Here is a 19,088-nt window from a genome sequence, read left to right on the forward strand (position 1 = left end):
TAAGCTAGTTTTGGTGCTCAATATTCTTGTAAGCGTCAATGACTTTTTTGACCAATTTATGGCGGATTACATCTTTATCATCCAAGTAGATGATACTAATACCTTGAACATTTTTGAGTATTAGAAGGGCTTCTTTTAAGCCTGAAATAACCCTACGTGGCAAATCGATTTGTCCTGGATCACCGGTCAAAAGGAATTTAGCATTCTTTCCCATACGGGTCAAGAACATCTTCATTTGGGCATGCGTAGTGTTTTGGGCCTCGTCCAGAATAACAAAGGCATTATCGAGCGTTCTACCTCTCATAAAGGCCATTGGGGCAATCTGAATGGTCCCGTCCTCAATGTACTTTTCTAATTTTTCTGCAGGAATCATATCACGAAGCGCATCATAGAGGGGTTGCATATAAGGATCTAATTTTTCCTTTAGATCTCCTGGAAGAAATCCAAGATTTTCGCCTGCCTCTACAGCTGGACGGGTCAAAATTATGCGTCGTACCTGTTTTTCCTTAAGTGCCTTTACAGCCAAAGCAACACCCGTATAGGTTTTTCCGGTTCCCGCAGGACCAATGGCAAAGACCATATCGTCCTTTTTGCAGGCATCCACCAATTTGCGTTGGTTAACGGTCTGGGCTTTTATCAATCTACCGCTTACGCCATGGACCAAAACATCGCCACTACTTTTGGATGAGCTATAATCCTCCTGCCCATTGCTGGTCAATACCCGCTCTATGGAATTTTCATCCAATTTGTTGTATTTGGCAAAATGGGCGGTGAGCATATCAAAACGTCTGTCGAATTCCTCTAGTAATTCTTCGTCTCCATATACTTTGATTTTGCTCCCTCGGGCCACAATTTTAAGCTTTGGGAAGTACTTTTTAAGTAGCTCAATATTCTCATTCTGCTGCCCAAAGAATTCTTGTGGGCTAATCTCCGTCAGTTCAATAATCAGCTCGTTCAATAAATGGGGTATTTAAAGGTTATTTTCTGAAGAAATTTTATTCTTTCTTTTTACTTAATTTTACCCCACAAACTTAACCAAAAATCGATTTGAACGGGGAAAAACATATCAACAGTATTGCATGGCAATAATAACCTTAACCACTGATTTTGGACATAAAGATCACTTTGTTGGTGCGATAAAGGGAACTATTCTCAACAACTTACCCGATGTTACTATTGTTGATATTTCACATGAGATAAATCCGTTCAATATCCAGGAGTGCGCTTATATCCTCAAAAATGCCTATCGTTCCTTTCCCACAGGAACCGTTCATATTGTAGGTGTTGATTCTGAACAATCACCCGAGAACCAACATATAGCGGTGCAGGTAGACGGACATTATTTTATCAGTGCAAACAATGGTGTAATCTCCTTGATCACTTCTGAAATAAACCCCGAAAAGGTCGTGGAAATAAGCATTCCTGATCTTAGCCCGAGCTCGTTCCCAGTACTAAATGTCTTCGTGCAGGTAGCCTGCCATATTTCAAGAGGTGGTACTTTGGAGGTCATCGGTAAACCCTTTGATTCACTGAAAGAGCTTAAGGAGTTTGAGCCGCGCATTTCCAATGACGGTAAAACCATCGTTGGCAATGTGGTGTATATTGATAACTATGGCAATGTAATCACCAATATTCAAAAAAGTCTTTTTGAGGCATATCGCAATGGTAGGGATTTTGAAGTGATAGCTCGAACCAACAAAATAACTGCCGTCCATAGTAGTTACAATGGTATTGTCAATTTTGATTTGGACAAGGCACAACGTAAAGGGCCGGGTGATGCCTTGGCATTGTTCAATTCCGTGGGGTACATTGAACTAGCCATCTACAAAAGTGATTTAAATACTGTTGGTGGGGCCTCTACTCTTCTTGGATTGAATTACAGGGATACCGTGACAATAAATTTTTTATAAATGTTGATACGTATCGTTAAACTCACCATTAAACCCGAAAATATTCCTAGTTTTGAACGAATCTTTGAGACATCAAAATCAGGGATCACGGGTTTTGAAGGGTGCAACTCGGTAGAATTATACCAAGACCTTAAAAATCCAAGTATCTTTTTCACCTATAGCCTTTGGGACAACGAATCAGATTTGGAAAATTATAGAACATCGGATTTTTTTAAAGAGGTTTGGAGCAAAACCAAACAATTGTTTGCAGAAAAGCCCGAAGCTTGGAGTGTAAAACAACATTCAATTAACAGTGGACAATAAACAATGTACATATCAAGTATAAATTACAATCAAAGTAAAGTCAAATTATTGACCACCATTGATAACTGTCAATTGACAATTGATAATTGATATGTTTGCGATTTTTAAACGAGAGGTACAATCTTTTTTCACATCACCCATAGGTTATCTGATTGTTGGGCTGTTTCTATTGCTCAATGGGCTGTTTTTATGGGTCTTTAGGGGTGACTACAACATTTTTGATTATGGTTTTGCCGATTTGGGCAACCTATTTTTGTTGGCTCCTTGGATCTTTATCTTTTTGGTCCCGGCCATTACAATGAAAAGCTTTTCTGAGGAACGTAAAGTGGGTACACTGGAATTGCTTTTAATAAAACCTATATCCATTTGGAAACTGGTTTTAGGCAAGTTTTGGGGCGCTTTTTTGCTCTGTGTCATTGCCGTAATCCCAACAATCATTTATCTATTTGCAATCTCCAGTTTGGGAATAATGGAAGGAAATTTTGATTCCGGGGTAGTACTAGGTTCATACTTTGGACTTTTCTTTTTGATTGCCGCCTATACGTCCATGGGGATTTTTGCATCGACCTTGTCCGATAACCAAATTGTATCGTTCATTATTGGCATTCTTATTTGCTTTTTGATGTTCAATGGTTTTGAAGCCATTTCTTCCCTGTTTTCCAATGGAGAAATGCAACAATTTATTCAAGGTATAGGCGCCAAAGCACATTTTGATAGTATCGCTCGGGGAATCGTTGACACCAGGGATCTCATATTTTTTATATCGATTTCCTTGTTCTTTTTATATCTGACTTTTCAACGTTTAAAACAGTTGCCACGCTAATGGGGAAGTTCATGATTTCAGTTCTAAAGGTCTTGGTGGCGGTAATTGTATTGAACGTTGCTGGAAGCTTTTTTTATGCAAGGTTCGACTTAACCGAAGATAATAGGTTTACATTATCGCAACCCGCCATCGATGCTGCCAAAAAATTTGATTCTCCCGTAATTATTGATATTCTTTTGGATGGAAACATTCCTCCAGAATTTGCCAAATTAAAAGTGGAAACCGTCCAGTTGTTGGAGTCGTTTGCTACAGAAAATAGTAACATCAAGTTCAATTTGGTAAATCCCTTGGAAGATGAGAGCCAAACCCAACAAACTATTGCCGATCTACAGCGCATGGGTCTCCAAGCGGCAAATGTAACTATTGAAGAAAACGGGAAAATATCACAAGAATTGGTTTTCCCGTGGGCGATGGTAAATTATAAAAATCAAACCGTAAAAGTCTCCCTGCTCAAAAATAAATTGGGTTCATCCATGGAGGACCGTATCAACAATTCCGTACAACAATTGGAGTATGGTTTCGCAGATGCGTTCACCAAGTTAAATATCGCGGAGAAAAAGCGCGTCGCGGTCATCAAGGGCAATGGAGAACTAGACGATATTTTTATAGCCGATTATCTGACCACCATTCGAGATTACTACAACATTGGTGCGATTACCTTGGATTCCGTGGCAGGAAATCCCCAAAAAGTCCTGGATCAGCTCAAGGGGTTTGATCTTGCATTGGTGGCCAAACCAACAGAAACTTTTACCGATGAGGAAAAATATGTTCTCGATCAGTTTATCGTTGATGGTGGAAGGTCCATTTGGCTCATGGATCAAGTAGCCATGGAGGTGGACAGTATTTTTAGCGGTGATGGAAGCGCTTTGGCCATCCCTCGGGATTTGAATCTCAGGGATTTCTTTTTTCATTATGGAATTCGCATCAATCCTCTTCTCGTGAATGATCTCTATTTCACCCAGATTGTCTTGGCTTCCGGAGAAGGAAATGATTCACAATACAATCCAGTCCCTTGGTACTATAATCCAATGGTATTTTCACAAAACAACCATCCTATCAACACCAATATTGAGGCTGTCCGCTATCAGTTTACCAGTCCGATGGATATTTTGCAAAACAGTTATGACAAAACCATACTGCTCCAAAGCTCCCCTTTGTCAAAAACGGAGGGAACGCCCAAACAAATTGGATTGAGTGTTTTAGACAATCCCCCGGACAGGGAATCCTACACCAATGGAAACCAACCCTTGGCCGTTCTAATCGAGGGAAAGTTCAATTCCATGTACCAAAACAGGATAAAACCCCTAAGCCTAAAAAATACTGCTGAAAAAGGTTTAGAAAACAAGATGATCGTAATCTCGGATGGTGATCTCATCAAAAACCAATTGCGGAACGGAAGACCCTTGGAACTTGGGTTTGATAAATGGACCAGCACCACCTATGGGAACAAAGAATTTTTGGTGAACTGCATCAATTACCTCTTGGATGATACCGGACTTATAAACATTAGAAACAAAAGGGTCTCAATTCCTTTGCTTGATGCCGAGAAAATTGCTTCTCAAAAGGGAAAGTGGCAGCTAATAAACATCGGGGTTCCCGTATTTTTAACATTGGTTGCGGGTCTTTTCTTTGGTTATTACCGCAAACGGAAATATGCCCAGTAGATGTTAATAAGTTTGTTTCTTTGCTAAAGGGTTTTAAAATATATTTGTTTTTATCGATTTATCTGCCCGAACACAGCTTTTAGGGCATCAATGTTAAAAGAATTTCTTTAATGAAGTTTATTGTATCCAGTACATATTTATTAAAACAATTGCAGGTTTTAGGAGGTGTAATCAACAACAGCAACACCTTGCCCATTCTTGATAATTTCTTGTTTGATTTAAAACAGAACAAGTTAACGGTGTCCGCTTCGGACCTTGAGACGACCATGAGCTCCGTTTTGGAGGTCGATTCTGATGCTGAAGGTGCCATTGCGGTTCCTGCCAGACTATTATTGGATACTTTAAAGACCTTTCCGGAACAACCCCTGACTTTTGTCGTTGAGGATAACAATACGGTTGAAATCAGTTCAAATCACGGTAAATATGCTTTGGCTTATGCCGATGGCGCTGAATTTCCAAAAGCGGTGGAAGTTTCAAATCCAAGTTCCACCACCCTTCTGGGTGATGTTTTGGCAACGGCCATCAACAAGACCATTTTTGCCGCGGGCAATGATGATTTGAGACCCGTTATGAGTGGTGTATTCTTCCAGTTTTCTCCTGAAAACTTGACGTTTGTGGCTACAGATGCCCACAAATTGGTAAAATATCAACGAAACGACGTTAGCGCATCACAAGTTGCTGAATTCATCATGCCCAAAAAACCGTTGAATTTGCTTAAGGGAATTCTTTCCGGTTCTGAATCTGAGGTGACCATTGAGTATAACGACAGCAATGCGAAGTTCATTTTTGATAATTCGGAATTGATTTGTCGTCTGATTGATGGGAAATACCCAAATTACGAAGCCGTCATTCCAAAAGAAAACCCGAACAAGCTGACCATTTCAAGGAATCAATTTTTGAGTTCGGTTCGAAGGGTCTCCATATTCTCAAATAAGACCACCCATCAAATTCGTTTGAAAATCGCGGGTGCTGAATTAAATATTTCGGCGGAAGATGTTGACTACAGCAATAAAGCGGAAGAAAGACTTTCCTGTTCGTATCAAGGAGATGACATGCAGATAGGTTTCAATTCAAGATTTCTGGTTGAAATGTTGAGTAATTTGTCCTCTGATGATGTGTCTTTGGAGATGAGTTTACCTAATCGCGCTGGAATCTTAACCCCTATTGATGGATTGGACGAAGGTGAGTTGGTGACCATGCTGGTAATGCCAGTAATGCTGAATGGCTAACTACTTATTAGTAGGCCACTTCCTACATTTATGTTCTGCTTTTGATCAATGTTGGAAATCCTGCTCACACCACCTGTTTTTTACCGATTTTCTGAACGGTTTAGCGTTATTTTTTAAGTCCTGCCTTCACTATTTATAGATTTGGTAATCCACCAGCATTAACGTTAACTAAATTATCGAAAAACATGAGAAAATTACTTTTGGCCACTTTGGCCGTATTTATTGTTGGTGCGTACTCTTGTGAGTCGGAGCCTGTTGATTCTGAGGTCCTTGGAGGGATCGAGGGCAAAAGCAAAGTAAAGCCCGAAAAAGAGAAAGAAGAGGAAGAATGTGAAATCAACCTCTTACCGGATTTACCTGCCATGGTGAATGCTTGTACAACAGCAAAAGGCGTTGATGCAAACAACATTTATTTCGACTTGACCATCAATGACACCGAATTAGCCGGAAATTATGGCGCTTGGTGTATTGATGTTGATCTATCATTAACTGGAAACGAGTGTTTTGATGCCGATGTATATTCCAGTTACGCGGATTTACCAGCTGGAGCGTTTGAGAATCCCGAGAACTTCGACTTGGTAAATTGGATTGTCAATCAAAACTTCATTGGTATGGATAGCCCAAGTGGCGGTACTTATACCTTTGGAGATGTGCAATGGGCCATTTGGGAGCTAATCGATGACAATAACTGTCAAGCCTGTGCCTTTTTAGGCGATGACTGGAGCGAAGAAAAAGGTCAGGAGATAGTAGACGCGGCAGTTGCCAATGGTGAAGGTTTTGAGCCTGGTGAAGGTCAAGTATTGGCTGTTGTCCTCATTCCTACAAACAATCGTCAGCCAGTTTTTATTACCATTCCAATAGAATGTGAGCCTAGTGGCGAAGGTTGTGAGACAGCATTCGCACGAGGTAACGACGGGAATACCTGTTTCTTGGACGAAGGATTTAGCAGATGGGGATGGACTATTGGGCCACTTTCCGAAGGGACAAGTGCAACCTATGAGATTTATTCTGGTGCTGGACAGTGTGATATTTCTAAAGGAGAGTTGGTTGGAACTGTTGACGTGTCCTATGCGGTTGGTGATGTTGAAGTGACCTATAACTTCTTTGATGGTGTAGTTGTAAGTGAAACGCATACTTATGCCGGTAACGATATGTTCCCCACAAAAAATGGTGATCCGACAGTAGCCCCGGGTCAGTATAGTATTGAAGACAACCTATCTGGAGATATCTATGTTATCGCGCATGCTGTTGTTTGCGGTGATGACGAAGACGACAATGATAACGATTAAGCCATAATGGTTCCTTTCTTCAGGCACTAAATCACGGTAAATTCGTTAACATCATACATCCTAGCGAATAAAAAAGAGGGCGGATTTACCGCCCTCTTTATATTTTATATAAAGGGAATTGTAAGAAAGTTGGAAGGAGGTTCCCCATTTGAAGCTTTAATAGCGTTCACGATGGGTAATACAAATCCTAAAATTCCGACGGCAATTAGTCCAAGAATTCCCAATCCAAACAATAAAATTGCCGGGATACTGATTATCAAGTATAGCAATAGACTCAACTGAAAATTGACTATGGATCTTCCATGCTCCTCCATTCCCTGAACATTTTTTCTTGACGTTAGCCAAATGGTCAAGGGAACAATAAAACCGCCAAATCCGGTTACATAGTGCAATAATTGAGTAAGGTGTGCTATAGACAACAATGTGTTGTCCCTTCTAACAACATTTTGATTTTGATTGATGACTTCCATTTTTTGATTGATTTTGATGTTCTACACTTTATGGGTATATCATATCTCTAAAATGTTACAAGTCAGTAGTAAAGATCAATTTTATACATATCATCCATAATTTTGACAACTCATCGATGAAATTGTAATTAAGTATTTGATTATCAGGTGATTAAAATTAATAATTGCTGTAAATTTTGATCAAAAGACATCTCTTTTGTAAGAAAAATATCTCTGAAAACCCAAAAATAAAACCCTTCGCTGCATCTTATCTAGAGATACGCCCGTTCACCCAATTCTACTGGGAGTTCGCCCTAATAGTTAGAATTTTGTTAAAACCAGTAAACACAAAAAATCGATTACGATGAAAAAAATTTACCTTTTAGCACTTGCTTTGACCGTATCTTTCGTTAGTTGCGAAACGGAAGAGGTCGCAGAAATTGAAGACTCTTTGGAAGCGGTCAATCATTCTTACCGCTACAAAAGATGGAAGAAAAAGAAGTGTGAAATTACCGTAACGCCGGAACTGCCGGCTACTATTAGCGCATGTACCACGGCTAAGGGTGTAGATGCGGACGACAGTTATTTCAATTTGACTATTGACAACACAGAACTTGCAGGTGATTATGGTGCATGGTGTGTGGACGTTGACCTATCCTTAGATGCCGATCAATGTTTTGAAGCAGATGTATACTCCAGCTATGAAGATCTACCAGCCGGGAAATTTGAGCATCCTGAAAATTTTGATTTGGTCAACTGGATCTTGAACCAAAATTTTATTGGAATGGAAAGCCAAAGCGGTGGTGCTTATACCTTTGGTGATATCCAATGGGCAATCTGGGAGCTTATCGATGACAGAAACTGTCAAAGTTGTGCGTATTTAGGAGATGATTGGAGCAGAACCAAAGGACAGGAAATTGTAGATATGGCTCTTGCCAGTGGAGAAGGATTTGAACCAGGAGATGGTGATGCTTTAGCAGTTGTTCTTGTTCCGACCAACAACCTTCAAAGTGTTTTTGTTCCTTATGAATTAAAATGTGAAAATGTTGGAAGCATTTGCAAGAGAAAATACCGTACTTGGAGATGCTACAAATGGGGATGTAAGCATAAAAAGAAAAAATGGAGAAGATCTTACGGACGTAAAAAATTCAAATGTTCTTCTAAAAGGTATTGGGGAAGATATTAGGCCCAATGAGCACAATTAAAAAGTGGACAATAAATTGTCCACTTTTTTTATACCTGTTCAATGAATTCGTTCACTATCTTTTTCCTCTTACCAGAGGATAACAAGGGTATCTCTTGTACATATTCGAACTGGATAACGGCATCCCCACCCAAATAGCCCTTAAAGTATTCCACGATTTCCGCTTCTTGCACATCCTGCGAATCGCCATTGAGCTTAAAAAGATATTCTGTTCTACCCTTCTGTATAAACTGAAACTGTCTGATCTTGGAAAAATCCAAAACCATATAAAAAATAAACGGGGAAACAATTTCGCCACTTGTGTTGTATATGGTATCAGTTCTTCTACCATAAATTTTGGATAACACAGGATACCCATTTTGTGTTTCTTCATATATGGCCATATCACCTGTATCATATCGTATCATCGGCATGGAAAAGTTAAATAGGTCGGTTACAACAACCCTTCCCAGTTCACCTTCTTTTACATGTACATCTGAGTCCAATTCCAAGATTTCAAAATAGTAACTTGCCCAGTTTAATACATACTTGCCACCACTGTCTTTGGTTTGTTGGGCCAGTATTCCATTTTCTTGGTTGGAATACCTCTCAAAAATGGGTGCATTGAAGTATTTGGACATCTGATGTCTTTCTGAATCCTTCAGGCTCTCTGCAAACGAAATTATGGAGCTCACATTCACAATCTTGGGTAAGTGCTGTTGCCTGTCGAGATAATTGCATACTTCTTCAAAAAAGGAGGGATATCCAAGAATATTCTTTACAGATTTATCCTTTGCAATTCTGGAAATCAACTTCTCAATGGCTCCATCCGAAGCGTCCATGACATTATGCGCCAAAATATTTTGCAAAAACATTGTGGATTTCTTCTTGACATTGGTGTGATCCCATAACTTAAGATAGATCAATCTATTTCCTAGAAGACTATCCACGATTTCCGAAAAATAAATCACGTCAGCCGTATTTCTGTGTCGTTTATCCTTGTCCTGAAAAATACTAAAAGGGATACCCGTAGAACCACTACTCGATGCCTTGAACAGGTCCGAACCTCTGTAATTTGCAGATTTAAAGCCCTCATAATTTTCAAGAATTATATTCTTGTTTATTATGGGAAAATCACTGAGGTCGTCATAGCTTTTGAATGCTTTGTAAAAAGGCGTTGTATTCGTGGCATGAAGAAGAAGTTGCTCCAATCTTCCCTTTCGGATTTCATGTGCTTTCGGACTCTTAGGATTTTCAACGACATATTTTACTTCGTCATAAAAACTCTTGGTCTTTCTTCCAGAAATATAATCGATAAGCCAGTAACCTTTGCGTCGGAGGCCCTGCATCAGTTTACTCATTGTAAAAATCTACTTTCTATCTATCATTTAAACGCTCTAAATTAAAAAATGTTTTTTCTGGGCCATCTTGTTTTCTTTACTTTCCATAATTCCGATGGTATCTTCAAATTCCAGGATAACGTTTCCACGGAAAATGAATTCGTATTTTTGACCCTATGTCAAAAACAGATAACATCGTAGCCTTGGCCACCCCTTCCGGAATGGGTGCTATAGCAGTAATCCGTATTTCTGGACCGGATTCAATACAAATTGCCGCTTGGCAATTCCAACCCATCGGAAACAAGAATTTGATAGATCAAAAAAGTCACACCATCCATTTAGGTCATATTATCGAGCAAGACAAAATTTTGGATAAAGTGCTGGTTTCGATTTTTAAAACCCCCAATTCGTATACTGGGGAGAATGTGGTGGAAATATCCTGCCACGGCTCACCCTATATTCAACAGCAGATTCTAAATCTGTTTTTGCGAAAAGGTTGTAGAATGGCCTCTGCTGGGGAGTTTACACTACGTGCCTTTTTGAATGGTAAAATGGATTTAAGCCAGGCCGAGGCGGTTGCCGATCTTATTGCCAGTGACAGTGCAGCTTCCCATGAGATCGCCATGCAACAGATGCGCGGGGGTTTTAGCAACGAAATCCAACAACTCCGAGAAGAACTTTTGAATTTTGCTTCCCTCATTGAACTGGAGCTCGATTTTTCACAGGAGGATGTGGAATTTGCAGATCGAGGGCAGTTTAATCAACTTTTAAACAGGATCAGCGAAGTTCTAAAAAAACTTATTGATTCTTTTGCTTTAGGCAATGTGATAAAAAATGGTATCCCTGTAGCTATAGTTGGAGAACCCAACGTGGGAAAATCGACGCTTTTGAATGCCTTACTGAATGAAGAACGAGCCATCGTCAGCGACATCGCCGGAACCACACGTGATACCGTCGAGGATCAAATCAGTCTCAAAGGAATAAATTTTAGATTTATTGATACTGCGGGAATCCGTGAAACTACGGATGTCGTTGAAAAAATAGGGATTGAACGCACTTTTGATAAGGTTGAAAAGGCTAGGTTGATCATCTATCTATTCGATAAATTGAATACGGACACTTCTCAGTATGGAAATATTAAACACAGGTACCCGAACAAAGAAATTCTACCCATCTGCAACAAAATTGACCTACTGGATGAGGCGGAGATTGATGCTATCCAAAAACAAATGCCCGATACTATTTTTCTTTCTGCGAAGCAACGAGCAGGCATTTCCAGTTTGGAGAGCAAATTGCTTTCACTGATGGATTCAGGAGCACTTAGCAGCGGTGAAACCATTGTTAGCAATAGCAGGCATTACGATTCTTTGCTAAAGGCTTTAGAAGAGATACAAAAAGTAAAAGAGGGCATGGAAATAGGGTTGTCAAGCGATTTGATGGCCATTGATATTAGAGAGGCGCTTCATCATTTGGGAGAAATCACAGGAAGTGTTACCACAGACGATCTGCTCGGAAATATTTTTTCAAACTTTTGCATTGGAAAATAGATTGGCACAGCTATTGCAAAGCACTATTTCATAAAACTAAGCTAGTACTAAACACTTATATTTGCTTTCCAAATTTTAATCATGTTCACTTTTTTCCAAAAGAAAAGATTTTTGGCAGATTACCTTCACGGATTGGTAGATATGCATAATCATATACTTCCCGGAATAGATGATGGAGCAAAGAGTGTTGAAGAATCCATGGAGTTGGTACGGGCTTTTGGGAATCTTGGCGTGAAAAATTTTGTGTGTACACCCCATATTATGCACAACTATTATCCGAATACTCCAGAAGTTATCAAAAATGCCCACAATGCGTTAAAAACCGAATTGGAAAACAGTGAGTTAGGTGATATTTCCATGGATATTGCAGCCGAGCACATGATTGATGACAATTTTGAGAACATTCTGGAAAATGGTGGGATAATGCCACTAAAACAAGATTATTTGCTTATTGAAATGTCTTATTTGCAACAATCAATAAACTTCAACAAGGCGATTAAGCAAATTTCAAAACAGCGTTTGTTCCCCATCTTGGCACATCCAGAAAGGTATGGTTATTTCCACAACAAGCCCAATGTCTATTCGGACCTTAAATCGAGAGGTATTTTGTTCCAAATAAACATGCTGTCCCTTGTTCCGGACATTTATGGGAAAGAAGTGCAGAAAACCGCTCAAAAACTTTTGGAGGATGGACTCGTGAACTTTATTGCTTCGGATGTGCATAACATGCGCCAGCTATCATCCATCAAAGAAATGAGAATTTCCAATAAAATGTTGAATTTACTTTTACCGGTGATAGAAAATACGATCAGAACTTTTTATTGATCAAGAAAAGCTCCACCACTTCTTTACAGTTTTTCCGTAGCCGTATCCATATTTGCCGCCATATCCAAGATCGGATTCCTTAACACCATTGACCACAAAAGCCAGATTTTTCAGCTTTTTCTCTTGTTGAAGTTTTATTGGATATTCCAATACTTTTTGTTCGGTCACCCCAGCTTTGGTTACATAAACGGTTTGATCCGAATATTCATTTATCAACAAAGTGTCCGTAACGGGAATGAGAGGTGCGGAATCCACAATAACATAGTCATAAACCGAAGTGCTATATTTTATAAGCTCTTTGAAACGATCGCTTAACAGCAGTTCAGCGGGATTTGGTGGAATTTGTCCGGAAAATATAATATCCACGCTATTTTCGTTGACCCGAATGGGCGATATAATTTCTCCTATTCTAACATCATCGTCATGTAGATATTCAGTCAGCCCTGTTAAATCCTTTCTTCTTTTATTGATTCCGTCAATGGTAACGCTTAAATCCGAGTAAAAATCGTATAGTTTAGGGTTGCGTATATCCGCCCCTATCAACAAAACCTTCTTTTTTGTACTCGCAAAAACCATGGCCAAATTGGAAGACAAAAATGTTTTTCCTTCTCCAGGTACGCTCGAGGTCACCAAAATTACTCCTCCCCGGTCTTGCTTTACGTTCTTTTTTAACACGTAATCCAAGTTTGTCCTTAATATACGGAGCGATTCGCCCAATACCGTTCTGTCCATACTTGAAATCAGCTTACTTTCTTTCTTCCCAACCTTTGGTAATTCGGCAAGCACTGGGGCTTGGTTCGCAATGGTCTTTTCCAAACTAAGTTTATTATGCACTTTGTTATCCAATAGATCCTTGGTGTAGATTATTGAAAAAGGAACTAACAACCCCAAGATAAAGGATGCCAGGTATATCGCTCTCTTTTTTGGGGCAACGGGAAAATTAGATCCATAGGCAGAATTAATAATTTTCGATTTTGGTGATGCAGAAGCAAATGTAATCTGAGATTCCTCCCTTTTTTGCAAAAGATATAGATATAGTGACTCAGTAGTTTGTTGTCGTCTTGTAATATCCCTTAAAGCTCTTTCATTACCTGGAGCTGCATAGATTCTAGAATTGATTTGGGAAAGCTGCTTACTCAAGCTGTTTACCTGTAAATTAAGGTTATTGGTCACATTGTTCAAACTTGACTGCATTCCCCTTTTTAAATCTTCCAATTGTTGGTCCAACTTCACCACAACAGGGTTTTTCTCACCCGAACTCTCCAACAATCTATTTCTTTGCGCTACCAATTCATTATAACGTTGTGCAGTACTTGAAATACCCTGATCGGACAGTCCCACCTCTGGAATAATATCATAGCTTTCTTGTCCATCAATAAGCTCTCTCATTGAACTGGCAATGCTTAACTGAATGTTAGCATTTTGCAGTTCTTGCTCACTTGCCGCACTTAGATTAAAGTTCACACTTGACTGCGACCCCAAATCCGCTATTCCCCTACTCGATTTAAAAGTCTCGGCTGATTCGTCCACAGATGACAGACTACTGTATATATCCGAAATTCTATCCTCAATAAATTGCGATGTTCTATCTGCTATGGCTTTTTTATCAGAAACAGCGTTAGAGTTGTTTATTCCTATTAATTCATTTATCACATCGATGGCACGCTGCTCAATGGGATCTGTCAAGGTTATGTTTATAATATTTGATAGCTTCTTATCATTTGCTTTGATCAACGTTTTTTTCCTATAGCGATCCGCAACAAGTTCAATAGGATTGATGACAACCTGAAGTTGCTTGTTTTTGTATGAGGGAAGCTTTCTTTTCGGTGTTAAAATTACGTCTCCAATAGGAGTGCTTATTTTATCCCCAAAATCATACTTTTTCTCAGCTTTATCCTCCTTCTCTTTATAACCAAATGACGTGCTGGAATAAATCGTGATATAAAAATTGGATTTGGCATTGTCAACTATGGAGTCATTGGCCAAAAAATTGATTGTAAAAGGAATGTTTTCTTGCCTGTAAATCTCCGTGTTTCTAATATTACCCAATACAAAAAACTGGACGTTCAAGTTCAATTGCTCTACAATATGGATAAAATTATCCCTAGCCGCCAAAAGCTCTGTTTCATCCTCAATTTTGGCTTTTCCCGAAGAAAAAATATCCAAATCATCCAAAACACTTAACTCCGAGGCTTGGTTTGATTCCTCTAGAATTTGAATTTTAGCTGTTGCGCTATACTCTGGAACGGTATACCTTAGATATAAAAGTGATAAGGATATGCTTAGTACTACTGAAATCAAGAACCATTTCCAATTCCTAAGACATATATCCAACAAGGTTTTGAGGTTTAAGTCTGAGGTATTTGACATTGCAATTTTTTTTGGGGAATAATGGATTAAACTAAAATCAATTTCTTGTCAATAGAACAACCGTAGATGTTATTAGAACAGAAATTATTGAGACTGCAATAGAAGCACGTTGATCCAAATTGGAAGCTGTTTTTCCAGACTGATTGGGCTCTACATATACCACATCATTTTGGGTAAGATAATAAACCGGGGATTTAAGAGCTCCTTTTTGATTTAGATTGATCCTGTTGTAAACCTTTGTCCCGTCAAAGTCCCTAATAACCATTACGTTATCTCGTCTACCTTTAATATTTATGTCACCAGCCAATCCCAAAGCTTCCATTATGGTAATCTGCTCACCGTTTACCTCATAGGTGCCCGGTCTGTTTACAGCGCCCAGGACCGTAACCGTAAAATTTCTAATCCGTATATTGATAATCGGATCCTTAAGATAATCTGAGAGCTTATCACGCAAGAGTTCCTGGGTTTCTGCAGGAGATAATCCTACAATTTTCACCTTTCCTATCACCGGAAAATCAATCTCGCCGTTCTTGTCTACCAGATAATTGACCTGCTCCGGCCTTATCCCATTTTCTTCCGCCCCTCTATACAAATTAAATGGTGCACTGGCTTCTGGGTCCAATGTAGAAACATGAATACTTACCAAATCATCTACCTTGAATTTAGTTGTAAACGAATTATCATCCACAAGCGTTTCATATTGATTGGCATCCTGAAAATAGACCACTCCCTTTTGGGGGCCGCATGAAATTGCCATTAGTGTCAATAATGACAAACACACTAATTTGAATTTTGGGTTCATAAAGTATTTGTATTTAGCTGTTTAGTTGTGCAATTTTGGATTCCGGATTTTCCTCCGTCTCCGACTTCTTCTTGCTGTCGTCCAATTTACAAAAATCGGAGTTGTTGGAAATGTATTCTGGCACAATACTTTTCATTAGTTGCACAACATTGTCCTTAAAGAATAGATTTGAAATACAAAGTTCATCTATCATAGTACGCGTTTTAGCATAATCTATGTCCCTAACTTTGCTGATCATTATCTTATCATGATAGGTTGGTAGTGTATTCTCTCCGTTAGCCAATAATTCTTCATAAAGTTTTTCCCCTGGACGAAGACCTGTAATCTTGATATCAATCTCATCTGGGTAATGAAGACCAGATAATCTAATCATATTTTTGGCCAAATCCATAATCTTAACGGACTCTCCCATATCAAAAATAAATATCTCGCCCCCTTTGCCCATTGCTCCTGCTTCCAATACAAGCTGGGATGCTTCAGGGATTGTCATAAAATACCTAGTAATATCTTTGTGGGTTACCGTTAAAGGTCCTCCTTTTTCAATTTGCTTTCTAAACAAAGGAATAACAGAGCCATTCGACCCCAAAACATTTCCAAATCGGGTAGTTACAAATTTTGTCTTGCCCTCTTGTTGTCTACAGCTAATATACATCTCAGCGATTCGCTTGGTAGCGCCCATTACATTGGTTGGGTTCACCGCCTTATCCGTGGAAACAAAAACAAATTTTTCGACCTTATAATCCAATGCCAGATCCACCAAGGTTTTGGTGCCCGCAACATTTATCTTGACCGCTTCATAAGGATTGCATTCCATTAACGGAACATGTTTGTATGCAGCTGCATGAAAAATACGGTCAGGTTGGTGTTCCTCAAACAAGACTCTCATTTTGTTTTTATCCCTAATATCACTAACTATTGGAATGAAATTATAAAAGCCGGCCTGTTTCAACTCCTGTTGTAAATCATAAAGAGCAGATTCCGCTTGGTCTATCACGATAAGGGTCCTGTAATTGTATTTACATATTTGTCGGACCAACTCACTTCCTATGGATCCGGCCCCTCCTGTTACCATAATAACCTTGTCCTCAAAATCCTTCATGACCCGGCTATTCTTTATTTTAATAGGTGGCCGTTCCAATAGGTCCTCTATCTGAACCCTTTTTATTTGCGAAACTTTTAGCTCACCGTTGATCCAATCTTCAACCGGAGGTACAATTTTAACTTTTACAGGTAGGTCAACAATCTCATTGACCAAAGTGCGCAATTGCCTCGGACGGATACTTTGAATTGAAAAAATAACCTCAGAGATATTATTGAACCGAACAAAGTCTTTTGTTAAAATGGACTTGTCATAGACTTTTACCCCATTGATCTGTTTACCAACTTTTTGAAGGTTATTATCGACGAAGCCTACAACCTTGACTTTCATTTTTGAATGGTTCGTCAACGTATTATATGTAATTATACCCGATTCACCAGCTCCGTAAATCATGAGATTTTTGATCGGTGTTTCATTACTGTTTATCAGGCTTTCATAACATATTTTAAAAACATATCTAGATGCGGTAAGAGTGATAAAAGTAAGTAAGCTATTAATGATGATAATTGAAAGTGGAATGGTGAACCCTTCTATAAAGTTCATGTACCTATTCACTAAAATAATAGCAATAGTTCCAATACTGGCCAGACAAATTGCATTAAAGATTGCATACACATCCTTTATTCCCGTATGTCTTACAACCCCTTTGTAGCTGCCTGAAATCAAAAATGCTCCTAGGAACAATAAAATGACAACTGGTAACTGTGTCCACAACCTTTGAACGTCAAAATTAAAGCTAAGGTTAAACCTTATAAAATAGGCTAGAATAAACGAAACGCTTACAATGCACAGATCTACAAATAGAACTGTCCATTTGGATGCATAATGTCTACTATTATCAAAAATGTATTTTTTAATCATCTAAGTAGGCTTTTTATGATATCGGAAATTCTGTTCAAATCTTCCTGGGCTAAATTGGAACCACTTGGTAAGCACAATCCTCTTTTAAAAAGATCTTCGCTTACCCCGTTTTCATATTTTATGGCATCTTTAAAAACCGGTTGCAAATGCATAGGCTTCCAAAGTGGTCTGGATTCAATATTTTCATTGCCGAGAACGGTTCTAATTTTCTCACGTATTTCAAAGGAAGGCGTCAAAATACAAGTAAGCCATCTATTGGAATAATATCCATTTGGTTCCTCAAGAAAAGTGATTTCTGGAATTTCGGATAAGCTATCTTTATAAAAATGAAAATTGCTTCTTCTTGCTTCCACTCTTTCGGGAAGAACTTCCATTTGTCCCCTGCCAATACCGGCAAGAACATTGCTCATTCGATAATTATATCCAATATGTGAATGTTGGTAATGAGGAGCTTCGTCTCTAGCTTGTGTAGCCAAGAAAACAGCTTTGTTCTTCATTTCCAAGTCTTTGGTCAACAATGCCCCTCCACCAGAAGTGGTAATAATCTTATTCCCATTAAAGGATAAAATGGCCATATCACCAAAACTTCCACATCTCACTCCTTCAAATTCGCTCCCAAGCGCCTCGGCACTATCTTCTATCACTGGAACATCGTACTTTCTTGAAATTGCAATGATTTCATCAACCTTGTAGGGCATTCCATATAAATGGACCGCGATTATGGCTTTTGGTTTTTTATTTTGCCCAATCCTATCGACTATCGCTTTTTCCAAAAGTTCTGGAGAAATGTTCCAAGTATCGGGCTCACTGTCGATAAAAATTGGAGTGGCTCCCAAATAAGTAATGGGATTCGCCGACGCGGCAAAGGTAAAACTCTGGCAAAGTACCTCATCTCCCAATCCAACCCCTAGCAACTCCAGAGCCAAATGAATTGCTCCAGTACCAGAACTCAAACAGGCAGCATACGTATCATGTCCAATATAGTTTTCGATATCACTCTCAAAACCACTTACATTGGGCCCTAAAGGAGCTATCCAATTGGTTTCAAAAGCTTCTTGGACATAGTCCTGCTCTGTCCCTCCCATATGTGGAGATGAAAGCCAAATTTTTTTTTGTAGGGTGGTCTCCATGTACAATAGTTGGAAATTTACACTAAAGTACTTCTTAACGAACTATTGAACGAAAATCAATTTGACTATTCGTCCTATGTTCTAAAAACTCGATAAATTGAAACTAATGGCCAAAACCATATCTATATGCCGCACGGCCAAAATCGAGGAATAATGCGCTAAACCGCTGTAAAATAAACGAATGGACTCTATATTGTCCCTTAGAATATCAGGACAGTTCACCAGCTTTTATCTTCTTTTAATAATTTATCATCTTTGTATAAT

Annotated in this window: 16 protein-coding genes; 9 read left to right on the forward strand and 7 right to left on the reverse strand. The window is 39.0% G+C overall.

Features of this window, described 5'->3' with window-relative positions; translation table 11 throughout:
- Window positions 1-4 precede the first annotated feature (4 nt).
- A complete protein-coding gene (locus ACULLH_RS13965; protein WP_454089370.1) occupies window positions 5-958 on the reverse strand; it encodes a PhoH family protein in 954 nt (317 codons plus the stop codon).
- A gap of 121 nt (window positions 959-1,079) precedes the next feature.
- Between ACULLH_RS13965 and ACULLH_RS13970 the strand changes: the two genes are divergently transcribed.
- From ACULLH_RS13970 to ACULLH_RS13995, 6 genes are all read left to right on the forward strand, one after another.
- Entirely contained in the window at window positions 1,080-1,910 is an 831-nt protein-coding gene (locus ACULLH_RS13970; protein WP_454089371.1) for an SAM hydrolase/SAM-dependent halogenase family protein, read from the forward strand.
- The gene (locus tag ACULLH_RS13975) at window positions 1,911-2,213 is read left to right on the forward strand and encodes a putative quinol monooxygenase (protein WP_454089372.1); all 303 of its coding nucleotides are present in this window, start codon (window positions 1,911-1,913) and stop codon (window positions 2,211-2,213) included.
- A 91-nt stretch (window positions 2,214-2,304) separates the two neighbouring features.
- Window positions 2,305-3,036, forward strand: a complete 732-nt coding sequence (gldF, locus tag ACULLH_RS13980; RefSeq protein ID WP_454089373.1) for a gliding motility-associated ABC transporter permease subunit GldF — start codon at window positions 2,305-2,307, stop codon at window positions 3,034-3,036.
- Window positions 3,037-3,047: 11 nt separating this feature from the next.
- On the forward strand, window positions 3,048-4,700 hold the full coding sequence (gene gldG, locus ACULLH_RS13985) for a gliding motility-associated ABC transporter substrate-binding protein GldG (protein ID WP_454089374.1): 1,653 nt from the start codon (window positions 3,048-3,050) through the stop codon (window positions 4,698-4,700).
- Window positions 4,701-4,810: 110 nt separating this feature from the next.
- Window positions 4,811-5,929 carry a DNA polymerase III subunit beta gene (dnaN, locus tag ACULLH_RS13990; RefSeq protein WP_454089375.1) on the forward strand — a complete coding sequence of 373 codons (1,119 nt, stop codon included), beginning with the start codon at window positions 4,811-4,813 and terminating at the stop codon, window positions 5,927-5,929.
- A 185-nt stretch (window positions 5,930-6,114) separates the two neighbouring features.
- Window positions 6,115-7,218: a hypothetical protein gene (locus ACULLH_RS13995; RefSeq protein ID WP_454089376.1), complete on the forward strand. Its 1,104-nt coding sequence runs from the start codon at window positions 6,115-6,117 to the stop codon at window positions 7,216-7,218.
- A gap of 104 nt (window positions 7,219-7,322) precedes the next feature.
- Here ACULLH_RS13995 and ACULLH_RS14000 read toward each other — a convergent pair whose 3' ends face one another.
- On the reverse strand, window positions 7,323-7,688 hold the full coding sequence (locus ACULLH_RS14000; RefSeq protein WP_454089377.1) for a DUF4870 domain-containing protein: 366 nt from the start codon (window positions 7,686-7,688) through the stop codon (window positions 7,323-7,325).
- Between the two features lie 343 nt (window positions 7,689-8,031).
- Between ACULLH_RS14000 and ACULLH_RS14005 the strand changes: the two genes are divergently transcribed.
- The gene (locus ACULLH_RS14005) at window positions 8,032-8,853 is read left to right on the forward strand and encodes a hypothetical protein (RefSeq protein WP_454089378.1); all 822 of its coding nucleotides are present in this window, start codon (window positions 8,032-8,034) and stop codon (window positions 8,851-8,853) included.
- A gap of 47 nt (window positions 8,854-8,900) precedes the next feature.
- Here ACULLH_RS14005 and ACULLH_RS14010 read toward each other — a convergent pair whose 3' ends face one another.
- The gene (locus ACULLH_RS14010; RefSeq protein ID WP_454089379.1) at window positions 8,901-10,211 is read right to left on the reverse strand and encodes a CoF synthetase; all 1,311 of its coding nucleotides are present in this window, start codon (window positions 10,209-10,211) and stop codon (window positions 8,901-8,903) included.
- Between the two features lie 155 nt (window positions 10,212-10,366).
- Here ACULLH_RS14010 and mnmE point away from each other — a divergent pair, with 155 nt between their 5' ends.
- Window positions 10,367-11,737, forward strand: a complete 1,371-nt coding sequence (gene mnmE / locus ACULLH_RS14015) for a tRNA uridine-5-carboxymethylaminomethyl(34) synthesis GTPase MnmE (RefSeq protein WP_454089380.1) — start codon at window positions 10,367-10,369, stop codon at window positions 11,735-11,737.
- Window positions 11,738-11,818: 81 nt separating this feature from the next.
- Window positions 11,819-12,562: a tyrosine-protein phosphatase gene (locus ACULLH_RS14020; RefSeq protein WP_454089381.1), complete on the forward strand. Its 744-nt coding sequence runs from the start codon at window positions 11,819-11,821 to the stop codon at window positions 12,560-12,562.
- Here the strand turns inward: ACULLH_RS14020 and ACULLH_RS14025 are convergent, their stop codons facing one another.
- The 4 genes from ACULLH_RS14025 to ACULLH_RS14040 are packed head-to-tail and all read right to left on the reverse strand — an operon-like array spanning window position 12,563 to window position 18,824.
- Complete coding sequence (locus ACULLH_RS14025) at window positions 12,563-14,932, reverse strand: GumC family protein (protein WP_454089382.1); 2,370 nt, start codon at window positions 14,930-14,932, stop codon at window positions 12,563-12,565.
- 37 nt (window positions 14,933-14,969) lie between these two features.
- The gene (locus tag ACULLH_RS14030) at window positions 14,970-15,734 is read right to left on the reverse strand and encodes a polysaccharide biosynthesis/export family protein (protein ID WP_454089383.1); all 765 of its coding nucleotides are present in this window, start codon (window positions 15,732-15,734) and stop codon (window positions 14,970-14,972) included.
- Between the two features lie 13 nt (window positions 15,735-15,747).
- On the reverse strand, window positions 15,748-17,694 hold the full coding sequence (locus tag ACULLH_RS14035) for a polysaccharide biosynthesis protein (protein WP_454089384.1): 1,947 nt from the start codon (window positions 17,692-17,694) through the stop codon (window positions 15,748-15,750).
- Window positions 17,691-18,824 (reverse strand): DegT/DnrJ/EryC1/StrS family aminotransferase, encoded by a 1,134-nt coding sequence (locus ACULLH_RS14040; protein ID WP_454089385.1) that lies wholly within the window; start codon window positions 18,822-18,824, stop codon window positions 17,691-17,693. The genes ACULLH_RS14035 and ACULLH_RS14040 overlap by 4 nt, the downstream gene beginning before the upstream one ends.
- Window positions 18,825-19,088: the final 264 nt, after the last annotated feature.

It is taken from the genome of Flagellimonas sp. 2504JD4-2, assembly GCF_053642935.1.